The organism is Chryseobacterium electrogenes (assembly GCF_053553015.1).
In genome coordinates this window covers 954,667-979,286 of record NZ_JBNPPB010000002.1, presented here as the reverse complement: position 1 = coordinate 979,286, position 24,620 = coordinate 954,667, and the positions used below count along the sequence as shown (strand labels likewise).

Annotated in this window: 20 protein-coding genes and 1 pseudogene; 11 read left to right on the top strand and 10 right to left on the bottom strand. The window is 32.3% G+C overall.

What is annotated here, in order from left to right:
- Nucleotides 1-61: 61 nt before the first annotated feature.
- From istB to ACQQ6V_RS04385, 3 genes are read right to left on the bottom strand one after another with little or no spacing between them, the layout of a single operon-like run.
- Nucleotides 62-817, bottom strand: a complete 756-nt coding sequence (gene istB / locus ACQQ6V_RS04395) for an IS21-like element helper ATPase IstB (protein ID WP_448843740.1) — start codon at nt 815-817, stop codon at nt 62-64.
- A 21-nt stretch (nt 818-838) separates the two neighbouring features.
- On the bottom strand, nt 839-2,026 hold the full coding sequence (locus tag ACQQ6V_RS04390; RefSeq protein WP_448844340.1) for an IS21/IS408/IS1162 family transposase: 1,188 nt from the start codon (nt 2,024-2,026) through the stop codon (nt 839-841).
- Nucleotides 2,026-2,406, bottom strand: a complete 381-nt coding sequence (locus ACQQ6V_RS04385; RefSeq protein ID WP_448844102.1) for a hypothetical protein — start codon at nt 2,404-2,406, stop codon at nt 2,026-2,028. Before ACQQ6V_RS04385 ends, ACQQ6V_RS04390 begins: the two co-directional genes overlap by 1 nt.
- Nucleotides 2,407-2,795: 389 nt before the next feature.
- Between ACQQ6V_RS04385 and ACQQ6V_RS04380 the strand changes: the two genes are divergently transcribed.
- The 10 genes and pseudogenes from ACQQ6V_RS04380 (at nt 2,796) to ACQQ6V_RS04335 (ending at nt 14,315) form a co-directional block, all read left to right on the top strand.
- The gene (locus ACQQ6V_RS04380; protein WP_448844339.1) at nt 2,796-3,965 is read left to right on the top strand and encodes a hypothetical protein; all 1,170 of its coding nucleotides are present in this window, start codon (nt 2,796-2,798) and stop codon (nt 3,963-3,965) included.
- A gap of 1 nt (nt 3,966) precedes the next feature.
- Nucleotides 3,967-4,941, top strand: coding sequence for a hypothetical protein (locus tag ACQQ6V_RS04375; RefSeq protein WP_448844338.1), 975 nt, complete (start codon nt 3,967-3,969; stop codon nt 4,939-4,941).
- 31 nt (nt 4,942-4,972) lie between these two features.
- Nucleotides 4,973-8,479: a DUF6443 domain-containing protein gene (locus ACQQ6V_RS04370; protein ID WP_448844337.1), complete on the top strand. Its 3,507-nt coding sequence runs from the start codon at nt 4,973-4,975 to the stop codon at nt 8,477-8,479.
- A 59-nt stretch (nt 8,480-8,538) separates the two neighbouring features.
- Nucleotides 8,539-9,090, top strand: a complete 552-nt coding sequence (locus tag ACQQ6V_RS04365) for a hypothetical protein (protein ID WP_448844336.1) — start codon at nt 8,539-8,541, stop codon at nt 9,088-9,090.
- 410 nt (nt 9,091-9,500) lie between these two features.
- Complete coding sequence (locus tag ACQQ6V_RS04360) at nt 9,501-10,031, top strand: RHS repeat domain-containing protein (RefSeq protein WP_448844335.1); 531 nt, start codon at nt 9,501-9,503, stop codon at nt 10,029-10,031.
- A complete protein-coding gene (locus tag ACQQ6V_RS04355; RefSeq protein WP_448844334.1) occupies nt 10,028-10,375 on the top strand; it encodes a hypothetical protein in 348 nt (115 codons plus the stop codon). Before ACQQ6V_RS04360 ends, ACQQ6V_RS04355 begins: the two co-directional genes overlap by 4 nt.
- A 38-nt stretch (nt 10,376-10,413) precedes the next feature.
- Entirely contained in the window at nt 10,414-10,773 is a 360-nt protein-coding gene (locus ACQQ6V_RS04350) for a hypothetical protein (RefSeq protein ID WP_448844333.1), read from the top strand.
- Between the two features lie 352 nt (nt 10,774-11,125).
- Nucleotides 11,126-11,479: pseudogene (locus ACQQ6V_RS04345) on the top strand (RHS repeat-associated core domain-containing protein); the annotation flags it as partial.
- Nucleotides 11,480-13,123: 1,644 nt separating this feature from the next.
- A complete protein-coding gene (locus ACQQ6V_RS04340; RefSeq protein WP_448844332.1) occupies nt 13,124-13,765 on the top strand; it encodes a DUF6266 family protein in 642 nt (213 codons plus the stop codon).
- A gap of 298 nt (nt 13,766-14,063) precedes the next feature.
- Nucleotides 14,064-14,315, top strand: coding sequence for a helix-turn-helix domain-containing protein (locus ACQQ6V_RS04335; protein ID WP_448844331.1), 252 nt, complete (start codon nt 14,064-14,066; stop codon nt 14,313-14,315).
- Nucleotides 14,316-14,574: 259 nt separating this feature from the next.
- On the opposite strand, the gene ACQQ6V_RS04330 is transcribed toward ACQQ6V_RS04335, so the two are convergent.
- The 7 genes from ACQQ6V_RS04330 to ccoN all read right to left on the bottom strand — a co-directional run bounded on the left by ACQQ6V_RS04330 (nt 14,575) and on the right by ccoN (nt 24,140).
- Nucleotides 14,575-16,119 carry a hypothetical protein gene (locus ACQQ6V_RS04330; RefSeq protein WP_448844330.1) on the bottom strand — a complete coding sequence of 515 codons (1,545 nt, stop codon included), beginning with the start codon at nt 16,117-16,119 and terminating at the stop codon, nt 14,575-14,577.
- Between the two features lie 486 nt (nt 16,120-16,605).
- A complete protein-coding gene (locus ACQQ6V_RS04325; protein WP_448844329.1) occupies nt 16,606-17,259 on the bottom strand; it encodes a uracil-DNA glycosylase family protein in 654 nt (217 codons plus the stop codon).
- A gap of 59 nt (nt 17,260-17,318) precedes the next feature.
- Entirely contained in the window at nt 17,319-17,774 is a 456-nt protein-coding gene (locus ACQQ6V_RS04320; protein ID WP_448844328.1) for a hypothetical protein, read from the bottom strand.
- A 472-nt stretch (nt 17,775-18,246) separates the two neighbouring features.
- Nucleotides 18,247-18,753: a tetratricopeptide repeat protein gene (locus tag ACQQ6V_RS04315; protein ID WP_448844327.1), complete on the bottom strand. Its 507-nt coding sequence runs from the start codon at nt 18,751-18,753 to the stop codon at nt 18,247-18,249.
- A gap of 280 nt (nt 18,754-19,033) precedes the next feature.
- Nucleotides 19,034-20,500 (bottom strand): hypothetical protein, encoded by a 1,467-nt coding sequence (locus ACQQ6V_RS04310; RefSeq protein WP_448844326.1) that lies wholly within the window; start codon nt 20,498-20,500, stop codon nt 19,034-19,036.
- Nucleotides 20,501-20,958: 458 nt separating this feature from the next.
- Nucleotides 20,959-21,837, bottom strand: coding sequence for a cbb3-type cytochrome c oxidase N-terminal domain-containing protein (locus ACQQ6V_RS04305; protein WP_448844325.1), 879 nt, complete (start codon nt 21,835-21,837; stop codon nt 20,959-20,961).
- A gap of 23 nt (nt 21,838-21,860) precedes the next feature.
- Nucleotides 21,861-24,140, bottom strand: coding sequence for a cytochrome-c oxidase, cbb3-type subunit I (ccoN, locus tag ACQQ6V_RS04300; RefSeq protein WP_448844324.1), 2,280 nt, complete (start codon nt 24,138-24,140; stop codon nt 21,861-21,863).
- A gap of 178 nt (nt 24,141-24,318) precedes the next feature.
- Here ccoN and relB point away from each other — a divergent pair, with 178 nt between their 5' ends.
- On the top strand, nt 24,319-24,612 hold the full coding sequence (gene relB / locus ACQQ6V_RS04295; protein WP_448844323.1) for a type II toxin-antitoxin system RelB family anti-toxin: 294 nt from the start codon (nt 24,319-24,321) through the stop codon (nt 24,610-24,612).
- The last annotated feature ends 8 nt before the right edge of the window (nt 24,613-24,620 follow it).

The window sequence follows — 24,620 nt, the reverse complement described above, 5'->3', positions numbered from 1 at the left end:
CAATTAAGAGTACAGAGTTTTTGGCAACAATGTATGCATAGCTCACCTCAAAAGTATATTTTTAATTTGGATTTTCAAATAGCATTGTCCGATTTTCCATTCTGAAGCTTTTTCCAGTAAGATTTATTACTTCACATCTATAAAGCAAACGGTCTAACAATGCGGTTGCAATGACTTCATCGTCCAACATTTTAGCCCATTCCGTGGGTTTTTTATTGGTGGTTATGACGATGGACGTTTGTTCATATATTTGGTTTATAAAGTTAAAAAAGGTCACTGCCATGTTTTTTTCAAGCGGAAAAAGCATAATATCATCTAGCACAAGCAAATTTGCCTTTAGTAATTTTTTGTATTCAATCATCTGTGATTTCATAAAATCTTTCGTTTTTAGCGTAGTAAGAATTTCATCCATTGTTCTAAAATAGACCTTATAGCCTGCTTTAACCGCATCCATGGATAGCCCTGCAGCCAGTGCCGTTTTACCAGTTCCACTAGGACCCATTAGAACAATATTGAAGAGTTGATCAATCCAGTTTAACTCCCGTAGCTGGGCTAGGCGCTCAGATCGAAGCCCGTTCCTATCGGCTTGATAGAGGTCTAGGTTCGAGTTTCTAGGGAGTCCTGCTACTTTAGTTCGTCTTAGTTCGTCTTTTTTGTGGCGATGATCCGCTTCTGCTTCGAGTAATTTCAAGGTGTATTGTACGAACCCTAACTCTTGTTTTTCCGCGTAAGAGATCACATCCTCCAGCTGTGTGCTGACTGCCGAGAGTCTGAAGCTGTTACATAACTGCTTGATTTGTTGCTTTTGTGTTTCCATTTTTGTAATTGTGGTTTTTGGTTATCTTACATTCAAGAAAAAATCATCATAACTCCCTAGCTCACTTCTCTGGGGATTCGTTTGAGCTAAAAGCCTGCTAGTACCATCCAGTGGATTGAGCGCAATGATTTTAGGGTCTAATTGTACGACGTCTTGCTGTTCTTTTTCCAGCATAAGCACTAGAGCTTTAAAGTCCCTCGCACTCAGTATGTCATTTTGATAAGCGTAGTCCAATGCTCGGGATACTATGGAGCGCTCCGTCGTATTGACGATCACTTTGAGCGCCTGTATTTGATCACGAATATATCTGGGCTTGTGTGCCTGTATACGTTCTATCCAAAGTAGCGCTAACAGCTTATTCTCCATAAGATCACATAACTCACTCATCATCTCCATAATGGCTGTGTTTTTGTCACGCTTGTGATCTCGTGCAATGATTTTTTGACCTTTCAAAAGACAAATTTGATGTCGACAGAGCTCTGAGCGTTGGTCATTAAGCACAATAAGTTCGGTTGCCATGACCTTTACTTCAACTTGCGTGTTAGTCCCTTTGTAGGTTCCAAATGGAAGGCTATAAAAGTTTCCCTTGTAGGATATTTTGTTGTCCTTATGAACTGTATACATAAGTAAGGGCTGCGAAGGCAGTTCAATTGGATGCCATGGGTCTAAAAAGGGTCTCTCGATGTTAAGCTCCTGGTACGGTATAGCTTTGGTTGTGCCGTGCTGCAATGCGTTCGCCGTACGCCCTAGCCACTCCAGAGCTTCTATATTTAAAACCTCTAGATCTTTAAATGAACGATTGTACAGGAAATTTTTCTTCACATACCCCACCACATTTTCAACCTTCCCTTTAGATTCAGGATCTGCCTTTCTACAAAAATAGGTCGTAAAGCCGCGCTCTCGCACGTATCTCCGGAACTCATTGGTCAGTACAAGATCACCTAAGTTTTCTGAGACTAAGAATAATCGGTCTTGGTCATAAACAATTTCTTTGGGAACACCGCCAATGTGCTGGAATGCCACTTCGTGTGCACGGATGACATCAAATGCGGTAAAGGGAGTGTCTTGGAATAGAATGTACTTATAGCGTGAACGAGAGAGCACAAAAGTAAAGTATTGCACTTTACGAACCTTTCCGTTTGTTGTGCGCATATTGAAAAAACCGAAGTCTACCTGTCCTTGTAAACCGTAGCCTAATTCTGGAACCATTACATACTCCCTCTCTTTTCCTTTTTTAGAATGGTGTAAGTAGACCGTACATGATGTACAAAATTGAAAACAGTCTTCTGACTTACACGAGGTATGTCAGGATAATGCTCTTTGAGCCAATCGTGCATCTGAGCCGCCGAGGTTTCAGGATAGACTTCTAATCGCTCTTTGACAAACTGGGTGTAAACTTCTAAAACTTTCTTCCTACCTTTGGGCTCCGAGAGCTTAACTGCGAATTCTTCTTCGCTCTGGGTGAGATAACGTTTGGCGGTACGCCAATCCATGCCGAGAAAATCAGCAATTTTTGAAATGGAAAAGCCTTCTCGACTCATCCGATTAACTTCATGATAGATCATAAGTTTGTTTAAATAATAGTTCATAATTACCTTGTCTTTATTGCATGACAAAGGTGGTTAATTCCTATGGGGCTGTATGCCCCATAGGGTGAACTATGTATTCATTGTTGCCAAAAACTCTGTATTTGTTCTTGCCATTTATTCTGTAGTCTTATTTACGAAAAGTTCTGTATTATTATTTACCGATTACACCTGGTTTAAGAATTAATAAAGTAGAAGATGTTAATGAAGATAATATAACTAATATTTTTAACTATAAGTATGGAAAATATCACACATCAGATAAATTTGAAGAAATAGGAGTATTAAAGAAGCCTTTTAATTTTACAAAAATAGACAAAAAAGTATGTCGACGTTTAGATAACGATAACTTGGAGTCTTTTCCTCAAGGTATAGACGAGTTTTTCACATTAATGAATTCAAGTCAATCCAGTAATACTTATGGGTCTGCTGATGCAGTAACATATCCTTTTGTTATAGAAGAAAATGAATTAGGGAAAGTTTATTACGAGTTTACAGATAAAGATTATCAGAATCAAAGTGCAATTTCTCCAACATTTGAGAACTATAATGACTGGAAAAATGGATTATTATTAAGTACAAAGTATATTAATAAATTAGGTGATACCGTTAGAATAACAAAAAATGAATATAAAATAAATCCATTAAAAAATGGACTTTCAGATTTTAATACTCTACTTGCTGATAAGCTAGCTTTTGCAGTTGATATAAATATTATTCCATTAAAAATAAAACTGGGGCCTTCTATTGAAATGGAAGGAGAGGCTTTTCATGTAAATAATGAGATTAGTTTTATTGAGTCAGGTAAGATAGAAAATACGATGACTACGACCAAAGAATTTTTTCAGAATGATGTTTTAGAGACAAAGACTTTTAGTAGTTATTATGATGATGATATCAATAAACCAATGAATTTAAAAAAGCTAACAACTACTTTCCCCGACCAATCAGTATCAGAAATTACCTATCAGTATGCTCATGAGAAAGGAAATCAGAGGTTAATAGATGCCAATATGATTGGTATTCCGTTGGAGACGGAGAAGAGGCTTAATAATAATGCTATTTCAAAATCAGAAACAAAGTATGATAGCTCATCTAATCTATTTCCTAGTTCTGTATTGTCTTATGACTTACAAAATAGCCCCAACACCGAAGTCACTTATGATCAATATGATTCTAAAGGTAATTTATTGCAATATACCAGTAAAGATGGGACTTCTACTTCCATAGTATGGGGATATAATCAGACGCAACCCATTGCTAAAATAGAAGGAGCGATATATGGAGAAGTTAAAGAGATGGCATCCATTGTTGATGCTTCGGATCTTGATTCAAATAATGATGATGAGGCTTTATTATCGACTTTAGATGTTTTTAGAAATCAAAATAGCAATTATTTGATTACTACTTATACTTATCGCCCCTTAGTAGGAGTGAGCAGTATAACACCACCTACTGGTATTAGGGAGTATTACTATTATGATGATGCCAACAGGCTGCAATTTATTAAAGACGTTAATGGCAAAATTTTAAAAGAATATAAATACAACTATAAACAATAGAATGATGAAAAAAATAATATTACAGACGTTCTTATTAGGCTTATGTTCATGTTATTATGCTCAACAAATAGAAACGCAGACAAGAGATGATGCGGGAGAATATGGAGAGATCATTAAAAGTGGATTTTTTCATACTTCAAACCCAATAAACTATCCTCCTGGAGCAACTAATTGGTGGCATTTATTAGATGTTAAACATGATAATCCGGGTAATAATTATGCCATGCAATTTTCAGGAAGCTTTAGTGATCAAGAGCTTTGGTTTAGAAAACTAGACAATAATGCATCTCAAGAATGGAGTAAAATTCTAATGGAACGACCTAATGGCAATGTAGGTATAGGGACTATTAGTCCAGCCAGTAGACTTGATATTAATGCTGATGGTAGTATTCCAATTATTAGAGGCAATGGAGGGGCTATCCCCTCAGGATTAACATTTATAGATGATTCGTATACCTCACAAGGACAAGTGAGAGAATGGTCAATTTTTAAAGGCAACGAATGGATTAAGGGATTGGGATTTATGAGGTATGATGCGGTAAATAAATGTGCTGGTGGGATTTGTGATTTAGCTTTTGCGCTATATGATAATGGTGACTCGCAAATAGGATATTTTGATACAATGTTTACGGTTCTTTCTAAAATGGTAGTTCAGGGCAATGTGAAAGTAGATGCTAAGCTTGAGGCCAAAGAAGTCAAAGTTACGACGTCGCCAACAGCAGATTTTGTATTTGAAGACAATTATCGACTTCCAAGTTTAGAAGAATTAGAAAAGCATATTAAGACAAAGAAGCATTTGCCCGAGATTGCTTCTGCTAAAGAGATGGAAAAGGAAGGTGTTAATATTGGAGAATTCCAGATTCAGCTTTTACAAAAGATAGAGGAGTTGACTTTATATTCTATTGAGCAGAATAAACAGATAAAAGCTTTATTAGATAGATTAGAAAAGCTAGAGCAATCTAGTATAAAGCCTTAAAATTTTATTATTAACATAAAACCAGTAATTGATGCGTAATAAATTACTTATTCTATTTACGATTATTATCAGTGTTTCTGGGTATTCCCAAAAGCAATTAGATAGTTATCAGCCACCTCAGACCATATCTCATCCTGATGGGGTGATAATGAAGCCTGGTTTTCATGCTAATTCTAATGATGTCAACTACGGATCCAATTCATTTAGAGCTATTGTTGGAGCTGAGGAAGTTACAGAGGCTCCCGTTGTTTATATACCATCTTCGGGAGAAAACTATGTGTATAGCAGAACTTATCTCTATCCTACTTCTCAAAGTAATGATTATGTACCTCAAATCCAAGGGATTACTTATTTTGATGGCTTGGGAAGGGCTAAGCAAAGTATTGCTATTAAAGCATCACCAACGGGAGAAGACCTTGTGACCCATATCCCTTATGATAATTTGGGGAGACAGGTAGATTCTTATCTTCCAGCTCCTATGCAGACTTTAAATGGTACAATCCAACCTAATCCAGAATCAGCAGCTAATTCTTATTATGGAGAAGTTGCTTTTAGTCATAAAAAATTAGAAGCTTCTCCATTAGATAGGATACAGAGTCTCACTCAGCCAGGCAACGATTGGCAAAATAATCCTATTAGCTATGACTATCTTACAAACGAAATTAATGAAGTTTTAAAATTTAGAACAGAGACATCTTGGGTTAATGATGCTACAGAAAGTATTTTATTATTATCAGAAGGCCAATATTATCCAGCATCTAGCTTGTATAAGAATAAAGTAATAGACGAAGATGGTAATATAACCTACGACTACAAGAATGGGCAGGGACAGACTTTATTGGTTAGAAAAGAATTATCTCCTTCAGAATCGGTAGATACTTATTATGTTTATAATGAATATAACCAGCTGGCTTATGTGTTATCTCCTTTAGCAGTAGAAGAGATCAAAAATAATCCCGCAGTAGATCTTAGTGACAGTGGTAGTCTCCTCTCTCATCTTTGTTATATATATCGATATGATGGTAGAAATAGATTAGTAGAGAAAAAATTACCAGGCAAAGGTAAAGAATACATGGTCTATGATAAAGCGGACCGATTGGTTTTAACTCAGGATACTAATCTTAAAAATCAAGGCAAGTGGTTGTTTACCAAGTATGATCAATTTGGAAGAGTTGTCTATAGCGGTCTACTTAATAGTACTCCCGATAGATCTACGCAACAATCTGCTATTAATAATAGTGCTGATCAGTATGAGAGCTACAGTAGCTCAGGTATTACACTCAATGGACTTACGGTGTTCTATACTAGTAATGCATATCCTAATAATAATTATTCATTTTTATCTGTTAATTACTATGATACTTATCCTAATTATACGGATCGTCCATCACAGTCGAGTATCAATGCTTTTGGGCAAGCTTTACTAACAGATGATAGCAATGCTACAAGAAGTACGAAAGGCTTGCCAACAGCAAGTCTAGTAAAGAATATCGAGAATGATCAATGGACAAAAACATACAATTTTTATGATGACAAGGGTAGATCCGTTTATAGTCATAGTATTAATCACTTAGGAGGCTTCACTATAAGTGCTACCTTACTAGATTTTTCTGGAGTAGCACTTAATACCAGAACAGAGCACAAACGCACGGCTGGTACTACAGAAGAAGTAAAGATTGAAGAGCGTTTTGTGTATGATAATCAAAATAGACTTAAAGAGCATTATCATCAGGTTAATGGGCGAGCAGAGGAATTACTTACTAAAAAGACCTATAATCGCATAGGGCAGTTAGAAGGTAAATCGATAGGTAATGGATTAGAATCTACAGCTTATACCTACAATATCAGAGGCTGGATGACGGGTATTAACGATCCGGATAATTTGGGAAATAATTTGTTTGCTTATAAATTAAAGTATCAGAATCCGGATACCCCCTCAACAACTTCACCAAGATATAACGGAAACATCTCAGAAATAGATTGGAAAACAAATAATGACGGTATATTAAGAAGATATAATTATAAGTATGATAAACTAAATAGGTTATTGTCTGCGAAGTACCAGAAGCCTAATTCCACTGTTGTAGAAACAAATGCTTATAATGAAAATATTATTTATGACATTAATGGAAATGTAGATAAGCTTCAAAGGTACGGAGGATTTGATGGTAACCAAGCCCAGTTAATTGATGACATAAAATATACTTATAACGGAAACCAACTTATAGATGTTTGGGATTCTTCGGGTAATTACTATGGATTAGGCGGAGGAGGTTCGATGGATTATGATGCCAATGGCAATATGATTAGAGATGATGCACATTATATATGGGAATTAAAGTACAACTACTTGAATTTACCCTATAGTATAGAAAAAAAACACGAATATTCAGAATATATATATAGAGCCGATGGTACTAAAGTTTATAAACTTTTTTACAACGAAGACGAAGATATAAGACATAATTATGATTATTTGGATGGTTTTCAATATTACAATGATATTTTACAATTTGTACCAACAAGCGAGGGTTATTATGATTTTGAAAAAAAACAGTACATTTACAATTATGTAGATCATTTAGGTAATGTAAGATTAAGCTATACAAGGAACGGAGGTATACCACAGATTATAGAAGAAAGTAACTATTATCCTTTTGGGTTAAAACATGAAGGTTATAACGAGATAGGATTACAAAACCCTAATTACAACTACAAGTACAACGGGAAAGAGTTGCAAGAGACGGGGATGTATGACTATGGGGCAAGGATGTATATGCCGGATCTTGGAAGATGGGGTGTAATGGATGAGAAGACTGAAAAATATAGAAGTTGGAATCCATATAATTACGCTATTAACAATCCAATAAAATATATTGACCCTGACGGGAAAGATATTATAAATGTTGCGGGTGGAGTAAGATTTACGGGACAAGATGCTCAAATAGCATTTAGAGCAATCCAACAACAATATAATTCTACAGGCTCTGTAAATGTTAATAAATTTCATTTTGTTTATCAAAGTGTAACACCAAGTATTTATCAACATACTTTAAATTCTTTCAGAATAGGAAAACCCGAAGTATTGCATTATGATAATGATAAATCCCGTCAAGCACAAAGAAGAAAAGAATCTACAGGAACAATTCCAACAAAACCAGGAATGCAAAGAGATGAATATCCTTATGCTTCTACTTTTGAAGGTGGTAAAGGTGCAAATGTTGCTTATGTTCCGTCAAGAGAAAATAGTTCTCAGGGAGGAAGTCTAGGTGCATTATACAAAACAATGACACAAGGAGAAGCTTTTATGGTAATTCCTGTTCCGAAAGATAGAGAGCCTGAAAATGTTAAGGAAACCGTTCCTCAGAAAGTTCCTACGGCAGTCAAAGTTGGTGCCGTAGGAGCAGGTCTTATTTATGGAGGATTAAAATTTTTAGACTGGGCGGCAAGTAAGGCAATGCCTATATTTATGGTAACACCATTTATGATGGATACAGCCAATCCTAAACCAATGTATGATTCAAAAGAAACTAATTGATTTGTGATAAAAAATGATTTATTCTTGATACAAGACTTATATAATTAAAATATAAAATAATGAAAAGTAATCTTATTATTTTAACTGCATATATGTTAGTAACTTGCAATCCTATAAATAAAAAGTTTATGAAAGTCTATCGTTTTACATTTAGCACTCAGTATAATCAATTTTATCTTGAAGATAAAGGCAATAATAGTGATACTGTTTCTTTTGATTTTTGGAATGAAGATGCCTTTAACGAAAGATTAGCTCTATCAAATAAGATTATTGGAGTTGGAACTCAAAGCTATGGTAATATTAAAGGCGAAATAGAAATTTTGGAAAAACCAAACACCAATATAGATTATAGTAAATATGACCATATTGTAGAAGGAGGAATCAATATTGGATCTGGAGAATTGCAAATATTAGATTCTCCTAATAGTCATTTGGAGTTATCTTTAAAAGTAACTCCGGGCAAATATAAGGTTCGGGTTTACTCTTCTAATTTAGCAAGTGTGAAAGAACCAGATTTACCTAATGATACAGATAATGATTATTACAGAATAGAACTTTGGAAAAGTGATGAAATGGAACGGAAAGTTTTAAAACAATATCCAAGCCTATAAAATAACAACTGAAATTTTTATTCCTGCATCAGATTAGCAAGATTATTTTTCATTTTTTTCTTAGCGAGGTTACCTATAATAACATCCAATTCCTTCAAAATTCTAAACAATAATGAAAAAAGCTTTCTAACAAAGGCTTTAACAAACTTATAAAATCTAAGAAAAGGAATTAGAATAGTCGAACCATATAAAAATCATTTATTTTATAAGGGTTTTTTATGTTTTATGAAGTATATTCGTCAATGTAAAGAAGATTTATTAAGCTATACAAGGAACGAAGGTATACCACAGATTATAGAAGAAAGTAATTATTATCCTTTTGGTTAAAACATGAAGGTTATAACGAGATAGGATTACAAAACCCTAATTACAACTACAAGTAAAACGAGAAAGAGTTGCAAGAGACGGGGATGTATGACTATGGCGCAAGATTTTATATGCCTGATATTGGAAGATGGGGCGTGGTGGATCCGTTGGCGGATAAAATGAGAAGGCATAGTCCTTATAATTATGCATTTAATAATCCAGTTAGTTTTGTAGATCCTGATGGGAGAGCTCCAGTATATAATTGGGATACTGGGAAATATATGGACGGAAATAAAGAAGTCTCTTTTGATGAAGCTATGGCTTATTATAATCCCCCAAATGAATATGAAGTTAATTTAAAAACAGGAGAAACTAAAAAAGTAAGTGATTTAGGAGGTGATGAAATAGGTTTTTATCATTATACAAGAGGAGGATCAAGCTTTGACGGAAAAACGCGTATAGTAGATAGAGAGACGGGGGCAGATCAATGGATGAGTACTTCTAAGTATTTAAAGGGTTATTCACATAGAGGGAGCAATATAATTGGGAATCATTATATGATGAGTTTATCGCAGGGAATGGTCCTGAAAATAGTCTTCTTTCTGGTCAAAAAAGTGTTGCCGTTAGAGAAATGATGAATACGCGAATGTATAGTGATGCTGTAGAGTATTTTTTAAATACATCAACAAATGAAAATGTTTCCTATGCTGCCTCATTTGGACTTGGGGGTGTAGCTCGTGAAAACACTAATATGCAAGGCCAATTTATGGGAAAAACTAATTTTAGCTTTTATCCAGTTGGGAATAAAGTTGTAATAATGGCATTTGACTCTAAATCAGTATCATCCTATTCTCTTAACCCCTTTAATAAGGCTGAATCAAGAAATATTCCTAGAGTTAATGGATCTGGAATAGGTCAAAGTACAACACGACAAACGTATTTACTTTGGGTTAACAAAAATAATATGTTTGGAAAATGATAAATCATATAAAAATATTTTTTTTATGCATTCTATTAATGCAGTTAGTAGGTTGTGGCTTGAAAAAAAACGAATTAATTGGGAAATATTCATTTCAAGGGACCAATACTATAGATTATTTAGTTTTAGAGAAAGATATCTATATACATAAAATTTATAACAAGGATCTAAAACTTGTTTATGAAAGTCAAAACAAATGGGAACTAGAAAATCAAAGAATTACTCTTTATGGATTTTATAGTAACGAAGATGATATTTTTGAAGAATTCTTATCTAATGAAGCTGCAAAAAAATTTTTAGTAATTGCTTCCTTTCCAGTTTATAAAGAAAATAAGAATTTAGTCATAGAAGCAAACTCAGATGAAGGAATTATTTACAAAAAAATAAAACTCAGATAAGACAAAGTAAAAACTCCCTCGTATTTGCGAGGGAGTTTTTGTATATAAGTTCCAAAATGACAACTAAAATCATAAAAATATAGTTGTCAAATTAGCAACAAAAGTTTTTATTCCTGCATGGCTACCTCTAACAACATCCAATTTCTTTAAAAATCCAAACAATAATGAAAAAAGCTTTGTAGCAAAAGCTTTAACAAGCATAGGGAATCTAAGAAACGACATTCGAAAATTCGAACCACAATAAAAACCATCCTATTAATGGGGTGGTTTATGTTTTATAAAGTATATTTATAGTCAGATAGCTTTTGCTTTTTACGATAGCAAAAAGATTTTAGGAAATGTGAATTTTGGGTACATTTATAATTATTTAGATCATTTGGGTAATGTAAGATTAAGCTATACCTATAACTCGAAGATGGGATTACAGATTATAGAAGAGAGTAATTATTATCCGTTTGGGTTAAAACATGAAGGTTATAACGAGATAGGATTACAAAACCCTAATTACAACTACAAGTACAACGGGAAAGAGTTGCAAGAGACGGGGATGTATGATTATGGAGCTAGAATGTATATGCCCGATATTGGAAGATGGGGTGTTGTTGACCCGTTGGCAGAAACATCTAGACGATGGTCAACTTATACCTATGCCTACAATAATCCGATAAGGTTTATTGATCCTGATGGGATGGAAGGCGAAGATACTGTGCAAAAAGTTGATGTGGGCTATGGTAGAGAGGTAGATATCAGTAAATTTTCTGGATCTGTTACTTATTCTGGTAGCACAATAGAAAAACGAAATCCGGATGAAAAATCTAAAGGAAAAGCTTCTCAGGAGGGAAACCAACAGACCGTTTTTGTGAATGGCAAGTTGGGAGGAGGATCACCAGAAGGAGGGAAAGCATATTGGAATACAAATTTTGTAAAAAAAGCTTTGGAAGTGACAGGTTCTAATAGTTCTTATTTTATTAATAGTGACTATGATTATTTAAGTTCGGCAAATGATAGATTCAGTCAAGGATATAATGAAGTCTTGTCAGGAGGATTAGTAACATCTAAGCTGAATAAGGATACAGATAAATTAGTATTTGTTACACATAGTATGGGAGCTGCTTATGCGGAGGGAATGATTGCAGGATTACAAGAGCAGGGTTGGACAGTTGCAGCTGCATATCATTTTAATGCTTTTCAAGCCAAAGATATAGTAAGCCACGCTCCCATAACAGTAGATTTTCAAACAAGATTAGATCCTGTAATAAATAATCCTATTAGGAGTAGTCCAGGGTCTATTAAAAATAGTATTAATATAACAAAATATTATTCGAATACAAATTATTTTGAAAAACATAGGGCTCCCATAGATGATGCCAAAACATGGGGAATTATAAAAAATAAATTAAATAAGTAAAATGAAAAATATACTAAAAATTGGAGGTATTATTGTTTTAATTTTGAACATTCTTTTTTTCAGTCTTGTGGGGATTTTTTCAATGTTAAATCAAAGAGTCAATCAAAGTGTCCTTAGCAGTGATTCTATATTTTGCATTTTACTTATTTTGCTAAATATTATTTTTATTATTTTTCTATTAAAATCTATTTCAAAAGATGAATAATTTGGCTGGATACTTTCCCCCCCGCTGGCGCGAGCGTCCCGCTCGTGCCCATAACAATAAAAAATGAGCAGAAAATATAAATTCCCCCCACGCTGGCGCGAGCGTCCCGCGACTACCTCTAATAACAACTAAAGTTGCTTAAAGAACATTAGATTAAACTTAAACCCTTTGTGGTAAAGGCTTTAGTAAGCATAGAAAATCTAAGAAAAGGCATTCGAAAATTCGGATGGAGACAAAACCAGCTTTGATATAGCTGGTTTTGTTACTTGGCTACCTATAATAGCATTCAATTTTTTCAAAATTCTAAACAATAATGAAGAAAGCTTTGTAACAAAGGCTTTAGTAAGCATAGAAAATCTAAGAAAAGGTATTAGAATAGTCGATCCAAGTAAAAGCTACCTGCTTTTATAAGTGGTTTTATGCTAAATCATTAAAGTACTTTTTTTATATTTCTTTGGGTTTTCTTCGGAAAAAGGGGTGCTTTTCCGAAGAAGTCTCCAACATGACCCGAAGAGCTACCGAAGAAAGCTTGATCAATAGAAAAGTAGATAGTCTCTTAACTATCTATTAATGGTACTTTACGAAAGAATTTTTTTTATCTGATTACAATATAATCATTCATTCGCGGTCACTATCATTCATGTACGTTCATTATCAATCATTAGGCTTGTATAATTTGGCGGGTAATGGTATAAGTTTCTAGATTCGTGTATGTTAATCAATAAAAATGTACTATTATGGGAACAATCAACAAAGGGATCCTTGGTGGATTCTCAGGCACAGTAGGGACGGTAGTGGGTGCTAGCTGGCGTGGCAAAGATATTATCCGCAGCCGCCCAAAAACTACTAAAAGAAAGCCTAGTGACAATCAACTTTTACAGCAAATGAAGTTTAAGCTCGTTGCCAACTTCTTGCAGCCCCTTCGCGAGATCCAGACTCTTTATTTTGGTCAGAAGGTGGGCTATAAGTCTCGCCTTAACCTCGCCATGTCTTATACCATTAGCGAAGCTGTAGATGTTGTACTGGATATTCCGGAGCTGATACTTCCACGCATATTGGTTACCAAAGGAGACTTGGTAGGCTTACAGGCTGTGGAGGTTACTGTTGGTACAGGTACAAGTCTTGATCTTAGTTGGGCAGATAACTCGGCACAGGGTAATGCCTCTACTACGGATATGCTTAGTATTGTGTGTTATAGTGAAGAGTTGCAGTCTTTTGAGATCTATCAGGAGATTACAGCAAGAGATGCTAAGACCGCTGCTGTGCCATTACCAGCAATCTATCAGGGCAAGCGTGTACATGTATGGCTTTTTCTTAGTAATGAGAAACGTACACTAGCCAGTACAAGCCCTTATATGGGAGATTTTTTGCTTAGTTAATGATGGCTACAACTTTGCATTAGCGGTTTTTGTACTTATAAAAACCGCTTTTTTTTGATCTTTAGTCTTTGGCTTTTATTGTAATTTTGAGTGAAATATATTGGAGTTCAGTATTTTATAATCTTAATAATCTAAGTCTTTAAGAACATAACCCAAAGAAGGCTATAGTTATACTTTTTATTCTTATAAGTTCCTTTTGCTTAATATGGTAAAAGTTGTTGATTTATTTAAGATATGTTTATATTTGTTTGTTTATTAGTATGTTATTTGTTATATTAGTTAATCTAACACCTATAGTATGTCAAAAGTTGACCCCTTAAACTCTAAAATTGACAAAACAGAGGCTACACAGCAGCTGTTATTGGAGCTATTGAGGACGGCAAAACAGAAGGAGGAAAAGTATTATGACAATGCCGATATGAAACGTTTGTTTCATGTGAGTGACACCACTTTGTACCGTATGCGGAGGAATGGGAGTATCCCTTTTATCAAATTTGGTAGGAAGTTATTTTATCCCGTTAGTTTCTTTAAATACAAAGCCCCAGAATAGGGGCTTTTGCTGTATATGTTATACCGAGTGCGTCATGTAGCTTTAATTAGTATTGTCAAGAATTCACAATCGTAGCAAATACTTTTCAGATTGTAAAAATTAAGAAAATTAATCAATATGAAAAGCAGTTTTAGTAATAAATGGAGTAGAAGTTTAGCTTTCACAAAATCTCGCTTAAAAAGACTAAAACGAGGTCGATATTTTCTGTATTTTAAAAATTACAGAGTTGTGCGACGGTTACCGATGCTAGCAGAAGTTTTTATTTACCATATTTTCTAAACGCTGCAATTGTCTGATATATTCCATATCCAATCAGTAATTTAAAAAAAGTGAAAGAAAGAAATACATAGCCATTCAACATAAAACCATCAAATTTTCTATAATCTATTGAAAAAGTAAAAGCCAACCATTCTTTTAGAATTTCATTAAAATTCATTATACTAGAACTTGTACTATATTTACAACCAATGAAATAAGGATACGAAATTTTATCATTAATGAATGAGTTAATAAATAATGTTAGAATAAAGCCTGTAATACTTATTCCTAAAGTGAAAATAACACCTCTAATCCAACTAGTTCCAAAATTGTTCGACCACTTATTTAAAAATAAAAGCAACCATTCTTCATTATTTACTTTATTTCTTTTTAAGAGTTCATTATTTTCTAATGCTAAAAAATTTAAATAATTTGACATATCCTCCTGCTTTTTATAAGAGCTTTTAAATTGCCTAATTATGCTGAGTGAATTTTTATTAGTTTTAATCTTATCATAAGCTGGAGGTTTAGATTCTGTTATTTTCATTTCACTTAAATCAGCACGTTCTATTTCAAATTTTCTAAAACTATTTAAATTTGTATTGTAAAATTCTATATTATTAAGGTTAGTGTTTTTTATCTTTAAAATAGAAGAATGTTCATCAAAAGATTTTGTATTAACTATCTGAAATTTTTCACTAACCTCAAAGTTTATTAACTCCAACGAATTTATTTTTGAATTGGAAATTATAATATTTCCTTCAAAATTATGTTTACAAATTAGTTTCTCTATATTCACATCTTTAATATGAAAGTTTCTAATTTTCACATGTGATCTTGGGTTAGGATTATTATCTGGAGAAATATCTCTATTAATTAATATCTCTTTAATATTTACTTTATATTCATCTTGTATTTGCCAAGGATAAGCTCTTGCAGAAAACATAAAATCAATCCATAAATTTTCGCATTCAAAATCATATATATCACCTAAGGTTATACTTAAACCATTTGTCATTGGGTTTATTTCGGAAATATCGGTAGCAATATAATGACTGTTTAAGACATTGGGAGATAATCCGTTTTGAGGAGAAATTCGAATGTTTTTAAATTTACACTTTTCAAAACTAATTGAATTTTCAAAGGGATTAGTATAGATATTAATTCGACAGTCATTTATTTCTCCACTAAGAAAACTTAGTTTTTTAAAATATGATTCATATGTAAAAACAAATGAACCAATTTTTCCAGATACTTGCATAAACTCAAATATACAAGATTGTGAAAAAATTAACAAGTCGACATCTTGTTTTATATAAACATTTTTTGCAAAAGAACACTTTTCAAATTTGATTGTTCTTGCATTATTTATACCTAAATAAAAATCATCTTTAAAGATTACATTTATAAGCTCAAAATCTACTTTATCATTATTATTATTTATAATTAAATTAAAATTATCAGAAGCTGTAAATATTTCATCTGAAATTGTTATTTTTTTTACATTATCAATTATTTCTTCTTTAATGTTAAAATCTCTAGGCATTAATAAAGTGGAGTTAAAATGGGTACTTTTTATACAATTACAGCTAACGGGAAAAGGCTTTGCAAAGTGCGGGATTTCGAAGAACCAAAAGTTCAAGAATTCAGAAACAAAGCAACTGCTTTTTCATATTGTCTAATTTAGTCAAAAAAACAATATGAAAAGTAGCGGCGGCAAAAAAGCTGTAGATTTTCAATTGAGACTATAACCCCACGTTTTGATGTCGGCGCTGTGTCACAACCTGAAGAAGTACCTGAATTTTACGATGAAAAAACCGAATATCTTAGTTCAACAAATGCAGCTTCTCAAGAAGAGGTTTTGGTTTTTAGATAAGCAACAAAATACTTATTCGATAGCTTGGATTTAAGCCTCTTTAATTATTCTATTTTCCTGGAAATTGCCAGAATAACCCTCGCTTAAAAAGGCTAAAACGAGGTCGATATTTTCTGTATTTTTAAAAATTACAGAGTTGTGCAACGGTTACCGATGTTAGCTGTAGTAATTGTTTAGAATTTCGTTTATGTATGTTTCTTGTTTTATTAATCTTTGACTCGGATGATAGCAATTAATTATTTTCTTTTGGAAAATAAAATCTTCAGGAAGGTCTGTAAGAAGTTTTTTATAAATATTTCCACCTGCAGTACATATAATTAAGTCTGGATTAATGTGAGTTATTTGATTAAGTAAAATATCTTTATCAATTTCATAGGCTTTTTCAATTTCAATATTTTTAGAAAATGCTTTTGCAGGAAGTTTTTGAATATTTATGTATGCAATATTCTTAAGAGATTTACAATATTCTGTATAAATCTTTCCTTTATCTAAATCTTCAAATTTTTTTATATTATTTAACAAAGCATAAGAAGTAAATATTATTGGACGAAAAGTTTGAGGAGAGTCTCTTTTACTACCTTGTGATCTTTCTGTTATTAAGTTATCAACTAAAGACCAGCCTCCACCAGTAGAGTTTTCTTCGTCTCTAGGTTCTTTTAAAATCCACATAATTTTAGTTTTAGAATTATAATATTCTACTAAATCAACAATTCCATCATTAATTAGTTTCCTATTTATTTCTTTTTTATCATTATAATATTTAGATATTTGGCTATCCAAAAAATCAATATTTTTTTTAAAGTTTTGCATTATTGTAACATTATTTTGGGAATTACTACAGCTAACCGATGTTAGCTGTAGTGCAAGTTTTAAGGTATTGTTTGTATTCCATGAAATTTTAGTTTTCCACCTTCTTTTTTGAAACTAATTAATAAGCCTGATCCTTCAAATCCTGTTTTGGGGTTGGCTTCCATTAGTGAATATCCCAATAAATATTCTTCGTTTTCTTTATTTATTGAAACTCCGCTTTTCTTTAATTTTTTTAAGTTGATAAAATCGGTAATTTCCTTCAAAATATCATGATTTATTTTGCTTTTATCAATTCCAAATTCATCATCATAATACTTTTCGTTACAAATGAAACAATATATTTCTTTACAAAATAATTCAGATATTTTACTCTCATTTAAATTTCCATTTTTATATTCATTTTTAATTTTTTTAATATTTTGGAGTGCTTCTTTTTTTATTTGGTGAACATTTTCTTGAGATTTTAAATTTATTACACAAAAAAATAGTAGTAAGAAAAATATTGTTTTTTTCATTGTTTGCAGTGTTTTTTGTTGCATTACAGCTAACGGGAAAAGGCTTTGCAAAGTGTGGAGTTTCGAAGAACCAAAAGTTCAAGAATTCAGAAACAAAGCAACTGCTTTTTCATATTGTCTAATTTAGTCAAAAAAACAATATGAAAAGTAGTGGCGGCAAAAAAGCTGTAGATTTTCAATTTAGACTATAACCTCACGTTTTGATGATGGCGCTGTGTTACAACCTGAAGAAATACCTGAATTTTGTGACGAAAAAACCGAATGTCTTAGTTCAACACATGCAGCTTCTCAAGAAGAGGTTTTGGTTTTTATATAAGCAACAAAATACTTGTTCGATAGCTTGGATTTAAGCCTCTTTAATTATTATATTTTCCTGGAAATTGCCAGAATAAACCTCGCTTAAAAAGACTAAAACGAGGTCGATATTTTCTGTATTTTTAAAAATTACAGAGTTGTGCAACGGTTACCCGTGTTATACGACGGTCTTATTATTTTCTATATTTTGCACTGAATTAATCATTTTCAAAGCTGTTTTTGCTAATATGTTATTTGGATATTCAATTAGAGTTTTTTCATAATATTCTTTGGCTTTAATTCCATTTCCAATTTGTGAATAACAAAATGCAATATTATTTAAGGCTATTTCTCGATAACTCATTTTTGAAGCAGAGAAAAGTGTTAGAAAGCGATACTTATCAATCCAATTATTTTTTTTGAAATATTCTGCACTTTGCTCGTAGTATTTTATTGCTTCTTCAAATTTTTGCTCTTTCGTTAATTTCATTCCTTGGTTATGATCTTTTGCTATAATTTTTCGAGATCCAAATGATAAAATTAAATAGGTTAAGCAGCCCCAAATTATAGGTTCTTTTATTTTCAGTAAATAAAAAGTTAGAATTAGTAATGCCATGAAAATTAATTGAGGAATTACTGCAATCCAATTTGTTTGTCTAACTACTGGAATATTTTGATTAGGCATTTAATAGCGTGTTGTTTGTAAAGACTGTCATATAACGGTAAAAGTATTGGCGAAGAACGGGATTTACACCGTATTTTTCAACTCTGAAAAACCTTAGCAAATACTTTTCAGATTGTTAAAATTAAAGAAAAAATCAATATGAAAAGCAATTTTAGTAATAAATGGAGTAGAAGTTTAGCTTTCTCAAAATCTCGCTTAAAAATGTTTAATCAAGGTCGATATTTTCTGTATTTTTAAAAATTACAGAGTTGTGCAACGGTTACCCTTGTTAGCAGAAGTATTAATTGATATGATTGATTAATTTAAGTTTATTACTTTTATAATCAAATATGTAAAAATATTTCAATTCTTTTTTTAATGTATCATAATAGCCATCATAGTAATAGTTTACATTATAATATTGTGGTATGTTATTTATTTTTTTTAAATAAGCGCTTTCCCATCTTTCTAAAAATATTGGCTCTCTCAAAACAAAGTGCTTATCTTTATAGATTGAATATCTATCATCAAATTTAGTTTCAGATTGCTCGTTGAATTTTATAAAAATATATTTAGATTCCATATCTTTTGGTAAAGCTTTTTTTAAAGAAGTGAATATTTTATTATTTAATTCAGCGGAGTAAATCCAGGCATTTTTAGTGGAAATGTTTGTTATACTTATTATGAAAATTATAAAGAGTAAAGTAATATTTCTCATGGTATTACTTCTAATCATTAAAATACAATTTAGACTTATTATAGAACTAAAAAGCTTTATGGCGCCTAAATTTCTATTATCGAAACCATAAATATTTGGTCTATATGATGATAGGAAAAAAATAAAAAAAGATAAAGTAATACAACATATCAATAAAAAAAATATTTTTTTATTAGGAAAGTTTGAAAGCTTTTTTGTCTTGAAAACCGTAATTGTAGATATCAACATTATAAGCATTAGCAAAATATAATCTAAAAGTGAAAAAAAATAAATAGCTCTAATACCTTTTGCAACAGCAATACTACTATAATATGGTATTTTTGTTATTTCATGAAATATGCTTAAATTCCTTTTAATATTAAAGATATTAGTAGGCTTACTACGATGATAATAATTATTGAAAATATTAGGCTCAACAATTTCTCTGTATAAAAATACTATTGTTAAAGTAGTCAAAATGAACAATAATTTTATTTTTGTTTTGGAATTAATTGTGAAAAAATAAATTAAAATTAATGGAATAAATATTTCATAGCTTAGGATAGATAATATAAATAATATACTTGATGAAATTAATTTTTTTGATATTGCTTTTTCTATAGATAAACAAAAAAATATAGTTGCCAAGCTAGAATTTACCATTATAGGAGAAAATACAGTTGAAGATGCTATAGGTAGCATTATATAAACAATTGTTACTAATAATGCAATTTTTTTATTAGATATTCTTAGTGTTAGATTGTAAACTGAATAAGTAGACAGTAAAAAGAATAAAAAATTGATATAGTAGAAATTGATGTTAAATTGAGTTAAGTATAAAGTAAATCCATAAAAAAAACCTGAAACAGGTCTAGATGTCATTGTTTCTTGGTCAATAAAATTTGATATAAAAGAAAAAAAATTATAATTTTTAGTCCCAAATAAAGGATCAAAGACTCTTCCCAAATCATCTGTTAATAAAACATCTTTTATAATGATATCGCAATAAAGAAGAGCTAATATTAAAAATATAAGTAAGTAATTTACTTTGTTTGAATAAATTATTGTCATTTTGTAAATATTTCTGCTAACGTTCAAATTTACGCATTGCGTCAATCAAATTTATATCAGCTTGTCGTAAAATTAAATAGCGTCAAATATAAAAATTAATTATCAATCTATTTTACGGAAAACCATATTCTTGTTAATATCAAAATTATATTGATTTAATTTTAATAATATTTTATAAATATCCTTTACTATTTTTATACAAAACAATAAAGATTATGGTTAATATAAAGTAAACTAACAACTAAGTCTAACAAAAGGTACTTTTCCTTATTAATAAAGTAATGCTAAAAGTGATATGCTAATCAGGAAAATAAAATAAGCCAAAAGGTGTATATACTAATACGAGTAGCAATTCTTTGTATTATATACCAGCACTAAAAGAAGAATTTGCCTAAGTAAAAAACTTAGACAAATTCTAGTGACATTATAATGGAAATGATATTTGGTTTCTTTATGTATTATTGCTCTTCCCAGTGTGCTTCTTCACCTTGCGGTGCCGCGCCACCTTTCTCTACCGTAATTGGATCTTTTTCTTGATTAATATGATAGATGTAAGCAGCAACTTTCTCTGCATCTTTACCTGTAATCGTACCATCTTTGATAAAAGGTCGCATGGTGGGATTATTAGGAGAGCCATTTTCTAGCATCCAGAATATATTTTTGAAAAGGCTTTTTTCTCGGATATTAATCCATTCTTTGTCCGTTAAGTTGGGGCCAATACCGCCTTTACCTGATTCTGCATGGCAAGAGACACAGTTGGTTTTAAAAATCTCCTCGCCTTCTGCAATATTTTCGGCATTATAGACTGCTGTTTCTATATCGATTGGTGGTGCTATCTTCTCATAATCCTTGATAGAAGCCAATTGAAGTTTAGATTCATTTATATATTCTACATCTGGATCAGCATAATCGGTAAATGAAAATGCAACTAAATAAACGACACAAGATGCAATGGTAAAGTAAAATAAGCCTAGCCACCACTTAGGTAAAGCATTATCAAGTTCTGTAATTCCGTCAAAACCATGGTCTATAAGAATTTCTTTTTCTTCTGTTACAGACTGCTTTTTAACGGCAGAATTCCATATTTTTTTATAGTAAGGTATTGCTTTGTCTTTTAAATATTGTTGCTTTTCTTCGTCGCTTAATAGCTTGAAATTAGCATTTTCTACCAGATCACCAATGGCATTCATTATCAATATAAGAAGCATTACGATAACAGTTAATCCCCAGAAAAATGGTGAGCGAAGATAATTGGTTTCATCAATCATTTCGAAGACTATAAATATAGAAATTAATGCAACAACGATGTAAATGGAAATTGGGATTCTCGTTTTCATGTGAGTTAAGATTTCAATATTAATTATTTAAGATTTGCGGTTTTGATATCTGTTGTTTTGATATCAGTTCCCAATCTTTGTAAGTAGGCAATCATGGCAATGATTTCTCTTTGCTCAATTGGTATAAAGGCATTTCCTTTTGCTTTTTTCTCAGCCTCTACTTGTTCTTTAAGATCTGGTGCTTCAGAGAAAATTCTTTGTACAATCGCTTTGGACTGGTTGTTAGCCCATTGATCTGCAGAGTCTATCTGAGATTTTGTGTAAGGAACATCAAAACTATTTTTCATAAGCTTTATCTTATCAACCATTTGAGATCGATCCAGTTGATTGGTAATAAGCCAAGGGAAGCGTGGCATAATAGATCCTGCAGAGGTTACTCTTGGGTTATACATATGCTTAAAGTGCCATGCATCTGGGTTTCTTTGTCCTTGTCTATGTAGATCTGGACCAGTTCTCTTAGACCCCCATAAGAATGGTCTGTCGTATACAAATTCTCCTGCTTTAGAATATTGACCATTTTTTCCATCAAATCTTACAACCTCATCACGGAAAGGTCTAATCATCTGAGAGTGACATGAGTTGCAACCTTCTCTTATATAAAGATCTCTACCTTCTAGCTCGAGTGGAGAATAAGGCTTTACAGATGATATCTCTGGTAGATTACTTTTTACTGTTAGAGTAGGGATAATCTCTACTAATCCACCAATAGCAATGGCGATAAAGGCTAAAACTGATAGTACATGAGGGGTTCTTTCTATCCATAAGTGGATGCCTTCTCCTTGTCTTCTTGATGCATCAATTTTAGCTAAAGGCATAGCTTCTGCTGGTACATTTTTTTGAAAAGATCCAACTTTTATTGTTTTATAAATATTGATGACCATTAAGATAGCACCTCCAAGATAGAATAGACCACCTAGAAATCTCATTTTGAAATAAGGAAGAATTGCGATAACGGTATCTAGCCAGTTTTTGTTAACTAAAGTCCCATCTGGGTTGAATTGTTTCCACATTAATCCCTGTGTAAAGCCTGCAATATACATTGGTACTGCATAGAAAATAATACCAAAAGTTCCTAACCAAAAATGCCAGTTAGCGAGTTTTTTAGACCACATCTCTGTTCTCCACATTACAGGTACTAAGTAATAAATTACCCCAAATGCCATAAATCCATTCCAACCTAATGCACCTAGATGTACGTGACCAATCACCCAGTCGGTATAGTGTCCTATTTTGTTAAGAGATTTTGTGGCTAGCAATGGTCCTTCAAAAGTTGCCATACCATAACAAGTAACAGCTACGACAAAAAACTTAAGAATAGGCTCTTCTCTCACTTTGTCCCAAGCTCCTCTCAAGGTAAGTAAGCCATTAAGCATTCCTCCCCAAGACGGCGCTATAAGCATAATAGAGAAGCCTGTCCCTACAGCCTGAACCCACGCTGGTAAAGATGTATATTGCAAATGGTGTGGTCCTGCCCATAGATAGACAAATATTAATGACCAAAAGTGGATGATAGAAAGTTTATATGAAAATACAGGACGGTTGGCAGCTTTTGGTAAGAAATAATACATTAATCCCAATACAGGCGTTGTTAATACAAATGCAACGGCATTATGACCATACCACCATTGTACCAAGGCATCTTTTACACCGGCGTAAGCAGAGTAGGATTTCCAGCTGGTAAATGACAACGGAACTTCTAAGTTGTTGAAGATATGAAGCACTGCTACAGCAATCCATGTCCCAATAAAGAACCAGATGGCAACATAAAGATGTCGCACTCTACGTTTCATAATGGTTCCGAACATATTAATTCCGAAAATTACCCATGATACGGTAATCAAAATATCTATTGGCCACTCGTGCTCAGCATACTCTTTTGAGGTATTAATCCCCATCAAAAATGTAATAACAACTACAATAATCATAATCTGCCAAGTCCAGAAGTGAATCCAAGATAGGGTATCACTATACATTCTGGTTTTCAGAAGTCGCTGCATACTATAATAAGCACCACAGAAAAAAGAATTACATACAAATGCAAAAATAACAGCACTTGTATGAAGCATCCTAATTCTACCAAAGCCCATTGCGCCTTGTGTACTAATTAATCCTTGGATATTACCGCTTCTTAAACTCTGGATTGTAGTATCATCTGTCCCGAATAAAAATTCTGGCAATTCTGGATAAAATAACATTAGAGCCGCTGTGAGCCCTAAAATAAAACCAATGACTCCAAATGTAACAGTTGCATAGAGAAATGCCTTGACAATATTATTGTCATACTGAAATTTTTGTGTTTCCATAATTACGTTTTGATGTGAAAAATGATGCTATTTCGCTAAGAGGCTTTATAAAGCGCTCTTTACAGAAATAAATATCATAGTAAAGTTTTTTATATTTTCACAAAGGTATTTGGTAACTTTGTCAGATACTATTAGATTTACTTCTAAAATATACTGAAAACTACTAAAATCATAAATCATGAAATTGTGCAGCGGAAACATCAGGAAAATAAGAAGGGATAAAGATTTAACCCAAGAATATATGGCTTTCGAGATGGGGATTTCTCAAAAGTCTTACTCGGATATAGAAAACTCAAAAGTCAAAATCAATCTGGATATTTTAACTAAAATATCAACTATTTTGGGTATAAAACCTTCTGATATTTGCAGTATATCGGATCAATGTGGTGGGACACAGTATGAGTCCAAATACAATTCTTTAATTGACTTTATGAAAAAAAATAATATTGCAGTACCAGAGGAGCTTTTGTAGCACCTTAG

Bases quoted from the DNA above. Each gene is read 5' to 3' on its own strand.
- istB (WP_448843740.1), bottom strand. From the start codon at position 817: ATGGAAACACAAAAGCAACAAATCAAGCAGTTATGTAACAGCTTCAGA.
- ACQQ6V_RS04390 (WP_448844340.1), bottom strand. From the start codon at position 2,026: ATGGTTCCAGAATTAGGCTACGGTTTACAAGGACAGGTAGACTTCGGT.
- ACQQ6V_RS04385 (WP_448844102.1), bottom strand. From the start codon at position 2,406: ATGAACTATTATTTAAACAAACTTATGATCTATCATGAAGTTAATCGG.
- ACQQ6V_RS04380 (WP_448844339.1), top strand. From the start codon at position 2,796: ATGAATTCAAGTCAATCCAGTAATACTTATGGGTCTGCTGATGCAGTA.
- ACQQ6V_RS04375 (WP_448844338.1), top strand. From the start codon at position 3,967: ATGATGAAAAAAATAATATTACAGACGTTCTTATTAGGCTTATGTTCA.
- ACQQ6V_RS04370 (WP_448844337.1), top strand. From the start codon at position 4,973: ATGCGTAATAAATTACTTATTCTATTTACGATTATTATCAGTGTTTCT.
- ACQQ6V_RS04365 (WP_448844336.1), top strand. From the start codon at position 8,539: ATGAAAAGTAATCTTATTATTTTAACTGCATATATGTTAGTAACTTGC.
- ACQQ6V_RS04360 (WP_448844335.1), top strand. From the start codon at position 9,501: ATGTATGACTATGGCGCAAGATTTTATATGCCTGATATTGGAAGATGG.
- ACQQ6V_RS04355 (WP_448844334.1), top strand. From the start codon at position 10,028: ATGATGAATACGCGAATGTATAGTGATGCTGTAGAGTATTTTTTAAAT.
- ACQQ6V_RS04350 (WP_448844333.1), top strand. From the start codon at position 10,414: ATGCAGTTAGTAGGTTGTGGCTTGAAAAAAAACGAATTAATTGGGAAA.
- ACQQ6V_RS04340 (WP_448844332.1), top strand. From the start codon at position 13,124: ATGGGAACAATCAACAAAGGGATCCTTGGTGGATTCTCAGGCACAGTA.
- ACQQ6V_RS04335 (WP_448844331.1), top strand. From the start codon at position 14,064: ATGTCAAAAGTTGACCCCTTAAACTCTAAAATTGACAAAACAGAGGCT.
- ACQQ6V_RS04330 (WP_448844330.1), bottom strand. From the start codon at position 16,119: ATGCCTAGAGATTTTAACATTAAAGAAGAAATAATTGATAATGTAAAA.
- ACQQ6V_RS04325 (WP_448844329.1), bottom strand. From the start codon at position 17,259: ATGCAAAACTTTAAAAAAAATATTGATTTTTTGGATAGCCAAATATCT.
- ACQQ6V_RS04320 (WP_448844328.1), bottom strand. From the start codon at position 17,774: ATGAAAAAAACAATATTTTTCTTACTACTATTTTTTTGTGTAATAAAT.
- ACQQ6V_RS04315 (WP_448844327.1), bottom strand. From the start codon at position 18,753: ATGCCTAATCAAAATATTCCAGTAGTTAGACAAACAAATTGGATTGCA.
- ACQQ6V_RS04310 (WP_448844326.1), bottom strand. From the start codon at position 20,500: ATGACAATAATTTATTCAAACAAAGTAAATTACTTACTTATATTTTTA.
- ACQQ6V_RS04305 (WP_448844325.1), bottom strand. From the start codon at position 21,837: ATGAAAACGAGAATCCCAATTTCCATTTACATCGTTGTTGCATTAATT.
- ccoN (WP_448844324.1), bottom strand. From the start codon at position 24,140: ATGGAAACACAAAAATTTCAGTATGACAATAATATTGTCAAGGCATTT.
- relB (WP_448844323.1), top strand. From the start codon at position 24,319: ATGAAATTGTGCAGCGGAAACATCAGGAAAATAAGAAGGGATAAAGAT.